Raw genomic sequence first — 8144 nt, 5'->3', positions numbered from 1 at the left:
CCTGAAGCCCACACGTACGGCGCTCGTTACCCGCCGACCCGGGCGACGAGCATGCAGGCGTCGTCCTCGCGCTCGCTCTCGCCGAACTCCTCGATCACGATCCTCACGCACTCCTGCGCCGACCGCGCCGCCGAGAACAGTGGCGCGAGCGCCAGCAGCCGCTCGGTCCCGTCCGCCCGGCTGAACTCGATGCTGCGCGGCGTCAGTCCGTCCGTGTGCAGGACCAACAGGTCGCCCACCTCAAGGCGTTCCTCCGCCTGCCCGTACGAGGCTCCGGAGGTCGCGCCCAGCAGGACGCCCTCCGGCGGCAGCAGGGAACGCCCCGACCCTCGGCGGAACAACAGTGGTGCGGGGTGGCCCGCCTGCGCCCAGGACAGGACCCGGCGCGCTGGATCGTAGCGGCAGCACACGGCCGAGCCGAGCGCGGGCTGTACGGAGGTTTCGAGGAGCTGGTTGAGCCAGCCCATCAGCGGGCCGGGCTCGATGCCCGCCATGGCCATGCCGCGCAGGGCGCCCAGCATCATCGCCATCCCGGAGGTGGCGGTCACCCCGTGCCCGGTCAGGTCCCCGACCGTCAGCATCGAGCAGCCGTCGGCGAGTTCGAGCGCGTCGTACCAGTCGCCGCCGATCAGCGCGCTGGTCGCGGAGGGCAGGTAGTGCGCGGCCACGTCCAGCGTGCCCGCGCTGCCGTACGGGAACCGCAGGGAGCCGCGCCACGGGGGGAGCACGGCTTCCTGCAGCTCGACCGCCAGCCGGCGCTCGGTCTGCGCGATCTCGCGCCGGCGCTGCAGGGAGTCACGCGACTCGCGCACCGCGCGCTGGCTCCGGCGCAGTTCACTCACGTCCCGCAGGACGGCCCACATCGAGGCCGTACAGCCGTCGGAGTCGAGTACCGGCTCGCCCCTCATGTGCAGGGTCCGGACCCTGCCGTCGGCCCGGACGATGCGGAACTCGCCGTCGATCGGCTTGCCGTCCACCAGACAGGCGGTGACCCAGGCGGTGAGGAGCGGCTGGTCCTCGGAGAACAGGGTCGAGCCCAGTTCGTCGAGGGGGAGCGCGCCGGCCTCGGGCGAGCGGCCGAAGATCTGGAACAGCTCGTCGGACCAACTGACCTCGTCGGTCAGCAGGTTCCACTCGGCGCTGCCGACGCGGGTCTGGGCCTCGGGCCCGGCCTCGGGTGCCGCCTGCGGGTGCTCGACCGTCTCGGGTGCCGGGGGCAGGCCCTCTTTGAGCTGGCCGAGGTGCTCGCCGAGGTCGTCGAGGTGGTGGACGGCGAGATCGCACAGTGCGCGCTGCCAGCGGCCCTGGGCGTCGTCGTCGTCGACGACGGTGTCGCGGCGGACCGCGTCCACTTCGCCCCGCAGCCGCCGGGTCTGCGAGATCAGCGCGTCCACCGACCCCGGCTCGGGCGGTTGCGCGGGACGGTCCGCGAACAGGTGGGACGGCATGAGAACTCCGATACAGGCGCGGCACGGCCAAGTCTGAAGGAAGGACCGGTAACGACTGTTGCACAGGGCGCGACGGTGTGTAAGGCGTTTGGCAACATCCGCTACGTTCTTGCTTCTGGTATATGCCGTAGGCCTCCTGACTCGCCTTGGGCGTGCGAACGAATCCGGTCAGGCGAACTCCGGGGCGGCGCACGGACACCAGCCGGTCGAGGTGGTTCCGCCCCAGGAACGGTGGCCGGAATCAGGCCATCCGGCGGCTGCCGCTCGCTCGTGCGGTCGAGCTGTACGAGCCCTGCCCGCCACCGGAATTGCGTAAGGAACGGATCAAGGCGGGCCACCGGGATACCCCCGAAAGAGTGATGTCGGCCTACGTGACACGGCGTGATCAGGGCTTCCCAACGACCTGCGGGGTCGCTACCCTACGTGCCGGTAATAACCGGGGGAGGTCCGTGCGGGCGGGCCCGCGCAGCGTGGGGACACACAACGACATGACAGGGGAGAACCACGCCACGGGGCAGAGCCGCCGTTCCTTCCTCACCTACCTCGTGGCCGCGCCGACCCTGGCCCTGGTCACCCGGGCGGGAGCCGACGCGCTCGCCCCGCAGCCCGCCCACGCCGTGGTGCCCTCCCTCCCCGCGATCGCCGACCTGATGGACCTGGGCGACCTGTTCATCCTGGCCGGCGCACCCACCTCCGCCCTGCTGGCGCTCGCCGTCGAGGCGGACGGCACCATCCGCTTCCGGCTGCCGCGTGAGGAGGTCGGCCAAGGCCTCACCACCGCCGTGGCCATGCTGGTGGCGGAGGAACTCGACGCCCCGCTGGCCGACGTACGCGTGGAGCTGGACGACGCCCGGCCCGAGCTGGTCTTCAACCAGCTCACCGGATCCTCCAACTCCATCCGCTCCCTCTACGGGCCGGTCCGCCAGTGCGCCGCCACCGCCCGGGCCCGCCTCGTGGCGGCCGCCGCCCGCCGCTGGAGCCTGACCGCGTCCTCCCTGACCACCGCCGCCGGCACCGTCCGCGCCCCCGACGGCCGCGCCGCCGACTACGGCGACCTCGCCGCGGCCGCCGCCGATCCCGGCCTCATCGTCCTCGGTGCCACGCCCAAGAAGCGGGCCGGGCACACCCTCGTGGGCAGGCCGACCGGGCGCGTCGACGCCCGTGCCATGGTCACCGGCGCCCTGCGGTACACCCTCGACCTCGACGTGCCCGGCGCCAAGCCCTGCGTCGTGCGCCGCCCGCCCACCCTCGGCGGCACGGTCCGCACCGTCACCAACCTCGCCGCCGTCCGGGCCATGCCCGGTGTCCTGCACGTGGTGACCGTCCCGACCGGGGTCGCCGTCGTCGCCGAGACCTTCGGGCAGGCCATCGACGCCAAGGCCGCCCTCCAGGTCACCTGGGGCCCCGGCCCCGCCGACCAGCTGTCCGACGACGGGATCCGCGCCAAGCTGCGCGCCGCCACCGCGCCGTTGCTGGTCCCGCCCCTGCTGACCCCGTACGTCGACGCCGAGTTCGACTTCGCCTTCGTCAGCCACGCCCCGATGGAGACGAACTCCGCCATCGCCGACGTACGCGAGGACCGGGCCGAGATATGGTCCGGTCTCAAGTCCCCGATCGTGGCCCGCGAGACCATCGCCGCCGACCTGGGCCTGCCGCTGTCCAAGGTCGAGGTCCATGTGGTCCAGGCCGGCGGCTCCTTCGGCCGGCGGCTCTTCTTCGACGCGGCCCTGGAGGCCGCCCGTATCTCCAAGGCCTGCCGGCGCCCGGTCCGGCTCATGTGGACCCGCGTGGACGACACCCGGCACGGCCGGATGCGCCCCGCGACCCACCACAAGATCCGTGCCACCCACCTGCTGGGCGAGGTGCTCAGCTTCGAGCACCGCGTGGCCGCCGCCGAGACCGACTTCCGGCACGGGCTCGGCGAGATCATCACCGCCACGGCGGCCCGTCTGCCGCTCGGCATCGGCAACGCCACTTTGGCTCAGACCCTCTTCCTGACCACGGTGAAGTCCCCGTACCACTTCGGCCTCACCACCCAGGTCCTCACCGAGGTGCCCACCGGCATTCCCACCGCCTCCTGGCGCTCGGTCTACTCCGCCAACACGCGCGGAGCCGAGGAGATCGTGGTCGACGAACTCGCCGCCCGTACGGGCCGCGACCCGTACCGGTTCCGGCGCACCTTCCTGAAGACCGACGCCCAGCGAGCCGTACTCGACAAGGTGGCCGAGGAAGGGAACTGGGGACGGCCGATGGAAGCCGGGTGCGCGCAGGGCATCGCCTTCCACGAGGAGTACAAGTCCCGTACCGCGTGCCTCGTCGAGATCGACACCCGGAATCCGGACCATGTCCGCGTCACCAAGGCCGTCATCGCCGTGGACGTGGGCCTGCCGGTCAATCCGCGCGGACTGGAGGCCCAGATGATCGGCGGCCTCACCGACGCGATCTCCACCACCCTGCGCGCCGGGCTGCACCTCGACAAGGGGCTCCCGCTGGAGGGCAGCTACAGCCAGTTCCACTGGGCCCGGCAGCGCGACACCCCGCGTGACGTACGGGTCTTCGTGCTGCCGGCCACCGGCGAGGAACCGGGCGGTGCGGGCGAGCTCGGCGTGCCCGCCGCCGTCGGCGCGATCGCCAACGCCTGGGCCAAGGCCACCGGTTCCAAGCCGCGCAGCTTCCCCCTCGACTTCGACGTCGACTTCACCCCCTACCCCCGATAGCCCCGGATCCAGGAGCGCGCAGTGCCCTCGCACACCTTCACCGTCAACGGGCGGAGCGTCACCGTGGACGCGCCCGACGATCTGCCCCTGCTGTGGGTACTCCGCGACATGCTGGGCGTCCGCGGCCCCAAGTACGGCTGCGGGGTGGACGTCTGCAAGGCCTGCACCAGCCACCTGGACGGCGCCGACATCCGCCCCTGTGTGGTGCCCGTCTCCGCGTGCGCCGGCCGCAGCGTGACCACCATCGAGGGCCTGGCGAACGGGGAGGACCTGCACCCCGTGCAGGAGGCCTGGCTCGAACAGGACGTCGCTCAGTGCGGTTTCTGCCAGCCCGGCCAGATCATGGCCGCCGTCGCCCTGCTGAAGCGCACGAGCGAGCCCACGGACGAGGACATCGACGCCATCGCCAACATCTGCCGCTGCGGCACCTACTTCCGCATCCGGGAGGCCATCCGCAGCGCGGCGCGCAAGATGTGAGTGGCGGCGGGATCCCGGGACCTCCTTCGCTCCACCCGGTGACCGCGCGCGGTGTGCGGCGGGTGGTTGAATGCCGCCGTGTCCCGGCGGCAGGCGGGCGGCGCGGACCCGGCGCGCGCCCCCGGCCTCGAAGAGGTGCTGCGCGTCCGGCCGGCGCACGACGCCCGACTCGGCCCGGTGGCGGCCGCCACGGGCGTCTCCGTCCCCGGTGCCCGCAAGCGGCCGACCCGGGCACGGGAGCTCGCCGAGGACCTGGTCAGGGGACACAAGCCCCGAAAGGGGTGACGAACGAATCAAATGCACGATCATGCCTTGATGAGGCGTATCAATGCGAAACGCATGCTGGTCGGCGAACCCCTCGACACCGCCCGCCTGGGCGAGACCCTGCTGCCCAAAAGACTTGCCCTGCCGATCTTCTGCAGTGACCCGCTCTCCTCGGTGGCCTACGCCACCGAGGAGATCCTGCTGATCCTCGCCCTCGGCGGCGTCGCACTGCTGCACCTCACCTGGTATGCGGCCGCCGCCATCGTCTTCCTGCTCATCGTCGTCGTCGCCTCGTACCGGCAGACCTGCCACGCCTACCCGGGCGGGGGCGGTGCCTACGTCGTGAGCTCGGAGAACCTCGGGCAGACCGCCGCGCTCACCGCCGCCAGCGCCCTGCTCGTCGACTACGTGATGACCGTCGCCGTCTCCGTCGTCTCCGGCGTCGCCGCCATCACCTCGGCCGTCCCCTCGCTCAGCGACCACGCAGTGCTCCTGTCCGTCGCCTTCGTGGTGCTGCTGACCCTCATGAACCTGCGCGGCGTACGGGAGTCGGGCCGGGTCTTCGCCATCCCCACCTACGGCTTCGTCCTCGTCATCTACCTCATGTTCGCCGTGGCCGCCGTACGGCTCGGGACGGGCCACATCATCCGCGCCGAGTCCGCCGACCTTCCGATCACTCCGGTCGACACGTACACGGGACTCGCCCTGGTGTTCCTCACGATGCGCGCCTTCGCCTCCGGATGTACCGCCCTCACGGGCGTCGAGGCCATCAGCAACGGCGTCCCCGCCTTCCGCAAGCCCAAGGCGAAGAACGCCGCGACCACGCTCGCCGCGATGGGCGTGCTCTCCGGGACGATGTTCGTCGGCATCACCGCCCTGGCCATGTCGTACCAGGTGCACGTCGCGGCCGACCCCACCGAACTGGGCCTGCCGCCGGGCACCGCGACCTCCACCGCCCTCGCCCAGATCGGCCGGGCCACCTTCGGCAGCTGGCACTTCCTCTTCTACCTGCTCCAGGCCGTCACCGCCGGCGTCCTGGTCCTCGCCGCGAACACCGCCTTCAACGGCTTCCCGATGCTCGCCTCGATCCTCGCCAAGGACCGGTACGCGCCCCGCCAGCTCTTCAACCGCGGCGACCGGCTCGTCTACTCCAACGGCGTCGTCCTGCTCGCGCTCGCCGCCATCGCCCTCATCGTGGCCTTCGACGCCGAACTGACCCGCCTCATCCAGCTCTACATCATCGGCGTCTTCGTCTCCTTCACCCTCTCCCAGACGGGGATGGTCCGGCACTGGCGGAAGGCGCTCGCCTCACCCGCCACCCCGCGCGAGGAGCGGATCCACATCCACCGCAGGCGCGCCATCAACGCGGTCGGAGCCTGCCTGACCGCACTGGTCCTGGTCATCGTCCTGCTCACCAAGTTCACCCACGGCGCCTGGCTGGTCGTCATCGCCATGCCGCTGCTCTTCCTCGGCATGAAGGGCGTGCGCCGTCACTACGACCAGGTCGCCCGGCAGGTCGCCGTCGCCCCCGACGCCACTCCGCGCAGGCCCGCCCGCCATCACGTCCTGGTCCTGGTCGCCGCCGTGCACGCACCGACGCTCAAGGCCATCGGCTACGCGCAGGGGTTGCGCCCCGACACCCTGACGGCGGTCACCGTCGCCGCGGACGAGCAGGAGGCGACCCGGCTGCGCGAGGCCTGGGCCGAGCACGAGACCGGCCTGCCGCTGAGGATCCTGCACTCGCCGTACCGGGAGGTGGTGGGCCCGATCCTGACCCACGTCGAGGAACTGGCCGCCGATCCCCGGACGGACATGCTGTCGGTGGTGATCCCGGAGTACGTGGTGGGCCACTGGTGGGAGCAACCCCTGCACAACCAGAACGCCCTGCGGCTGAAGGCGCGACTGCTCTTCACGCCGGGCGTCGCGGTGATCGACGTGCCGTACCTCCTGGAGTCCGCGAAGTCCGCGGACCCGGCGCGGCGGGACGGGTGACCGGTTCCTCCTCGATGCGCTGCAGCACCGCCGAGTGCGCCAGCGCCAGCTCCACCACGTGCCGGGGGTCGGACAGGGAGCGGCCGGTGAGCTGCTCCATGCGCCGCAGTCGGTTGGAGACCGTGTTGCGGTGGCAGTAGAGCCGTTGCGCGGCGTCCGTTGTCGAGCCCTGGCAGGCCAGCCAGGTGCCCAGGGTGGTCAGCAGGGTCCGCCGGTCCTCCGGGGGCAGTGCGAGCACCGGACCCAGCACCACCTGGCGCAGCCGGCCGGCGAGCTCGGCCTGGGCCGCGACCAGCGCCGCCGGCAGCCGTTCGTCGAGGAGCGCGGTGCGCGGGCCCTCCGACTCGGGGGCGGTGCGCAGCGCCAGGGCGGCCAGCCGGTGCGCCCGGGCCAGTTCGGCCGGCGCCGCGACGACCGGGCCGACCCCGGCGCGTACCCCGAGCGGCGCGAGCAGTTCCCGTACGGACTCCAGCGGATGGTGGCCCAGCTCCACCAGGCCGACCTCCCCGTCGGCGCGCAAGCGCCACAGCACGCGCGGAGCGGAGGCGGCCACGGGTCCCCCGGGCGGGGCGGGCGGGACGGACGCGGCCGGCGCGGTGGACGGGGCGCCGGACACCTCGGCGGCCAGCACGACCACCGTGAAGCGGCCCCGCTCCGGCAGTCCCAGCTGCGCCGCGGCCGCCTCGGCCGCCGCCGACGGTCCGTCCGCTCCGTCGAGCAGCACGTCCAGCAGGGCCGCCCGGCGCTCCCGGTCCCGGTCGCCGTGCGCGGCCTCGGTCCGACGGTACGACTCGGTCACGGCGTCCGTCATCTGGTCGAGTACGTCCCACAATACGGACGCACCCGGCAGCAGCCGGGGCAGCGCCGCGCGGTCGTGCGCGGTCACGGCCTCGGTGAGGCTCTGCCAGAGCAGCCGGCCGCCGCGGCGGTAGGTGCGCAGCAGCGAGCCGAGCGGCAAGCCCTGCTCGGCACGGAGCGTGCCGACGGCCCGGGCGTCGGCGAGCTCCACCGGCAGGCCCCGGGAGCTGCGGAGCAGCCCCTCGACGGCCTGACGGAGGGTGTCGTGGATCCGCTCGCGCAGCTCGGCCCGGCCCAGCAGGGCGGCGTAGGCGGGGTCCTCGGCCAGCGTCCGGTCGGCGAGCCGGTCCGCCGCGACGGCGATCCGGCGGGACAGGTCCTCGCGTATCTCCTCGATGATCCGCTCCATGACGCGCAGCCTGACACGGGGGAGGGGGCGGTGGGGAGG

General features: G+C 72.7%; 6 protein-coding genes. 4 read left to right on the top strand and 2 right to left on the bottom strand.

All coding sequences use genetic code 11. The features are described 5' to 3' along the window. Nucleotides 1–26: 26 nt before the first annotated feature. Nucleotides 27–1448 carry a PP2C family protein-serine/threonine phosphatase gene (locus ACWGIU_RS21910; protein WP_453708241.1) on the bottom strand — a complete coding sequence of 474 codons (1422 nt, stop codon included), beginning with the start codon at nucleotides 1446–1448 and terminating at the stop codon, nucleotides 27–29. A 488-nt stretch (nucleotides 1449–1936) separates the two neighbouring features. Between ACWGIU_RS21910 and ACWGIU_RS21905 the strand changes: the two genes are divergently transcribed. From ACWGIU_RS21905 to ACWGIU_RS21890, 4 genes are all read left to right on the top strand, one after another. Then, complete coding sequence (locus ACWGIU_RS21905) at nucleotides 1937–4165, top strand: molybdopterin cofactor-binding domain-containing protein (RefSeq protein WP_453708239.1); 2229 nt, start codon at nucleotides 1937–1939, stop codon at nucleotides 4163–4165. A 21-nt stretch (nucleotides 4166–4186) separates the two neighbouring features. Continuing rightward, nucleotides 4187–4642, top strand: a complete 456-nt coding sequence (locus ACWGIU_RS21900) for a (2Fe-2S)-binding protein (RefSeq protein WP_453708237.1) — start codon at nucleotides 4187–4189, stop codon at nucleotides 4640–4642. Between the two features lie 78 nt (nucleotides 4643–4720). Then, the gene (locus tag ACWGIU_RS21895; protein ID WP_453708236.1) at nucleotides 4721–4927 is read left to right on the top strand and encodes a hypothetical protein; all 207 of its coding nucleotides are present in this window, start codon (nucleotides 4721–4723) and stop codon (nucleotides 4925–4927) included. Nucleotides 4928–4957: 30 nt separating this feature from the next. After that, nucleotides 4958–6898 (top strand): APC family permease, encoded by a 1941-nt coding sequence (locus ACWGIU_RS21890; protein WP_453708234.1) that lies wholly within the window; start codon nucleotides 4958–4960, stop codon nucleotides 6896–6898. On the opposite strand, the gene ACWGIU_RS21885 is transcribed toward ACWGIU_RS21890, so the two are convergent. Further along, nucleotides 6816–8144 (bottom strand): helix-turn-helix domain-containing protein (locus tag ACWGIU_RS21885; RefSeq protein WP_453708232.1); only part of this gene is annotated, 1329 nt, incomplete at its 5' end. The two genes, ACWGIU_RS21890 and ACWGIU_RS21885, sit on opposite strands and share 83 nt — an antisense overlap.

The sequence above is a fragment of the Streptomyces sp. NPDC054840 genome, from assembly GCF_053611065.1.
Note: the sequence above shows the minus strand (reverse complement) of the source record. Positions and strands in the feature narration are given on the sequence as shown.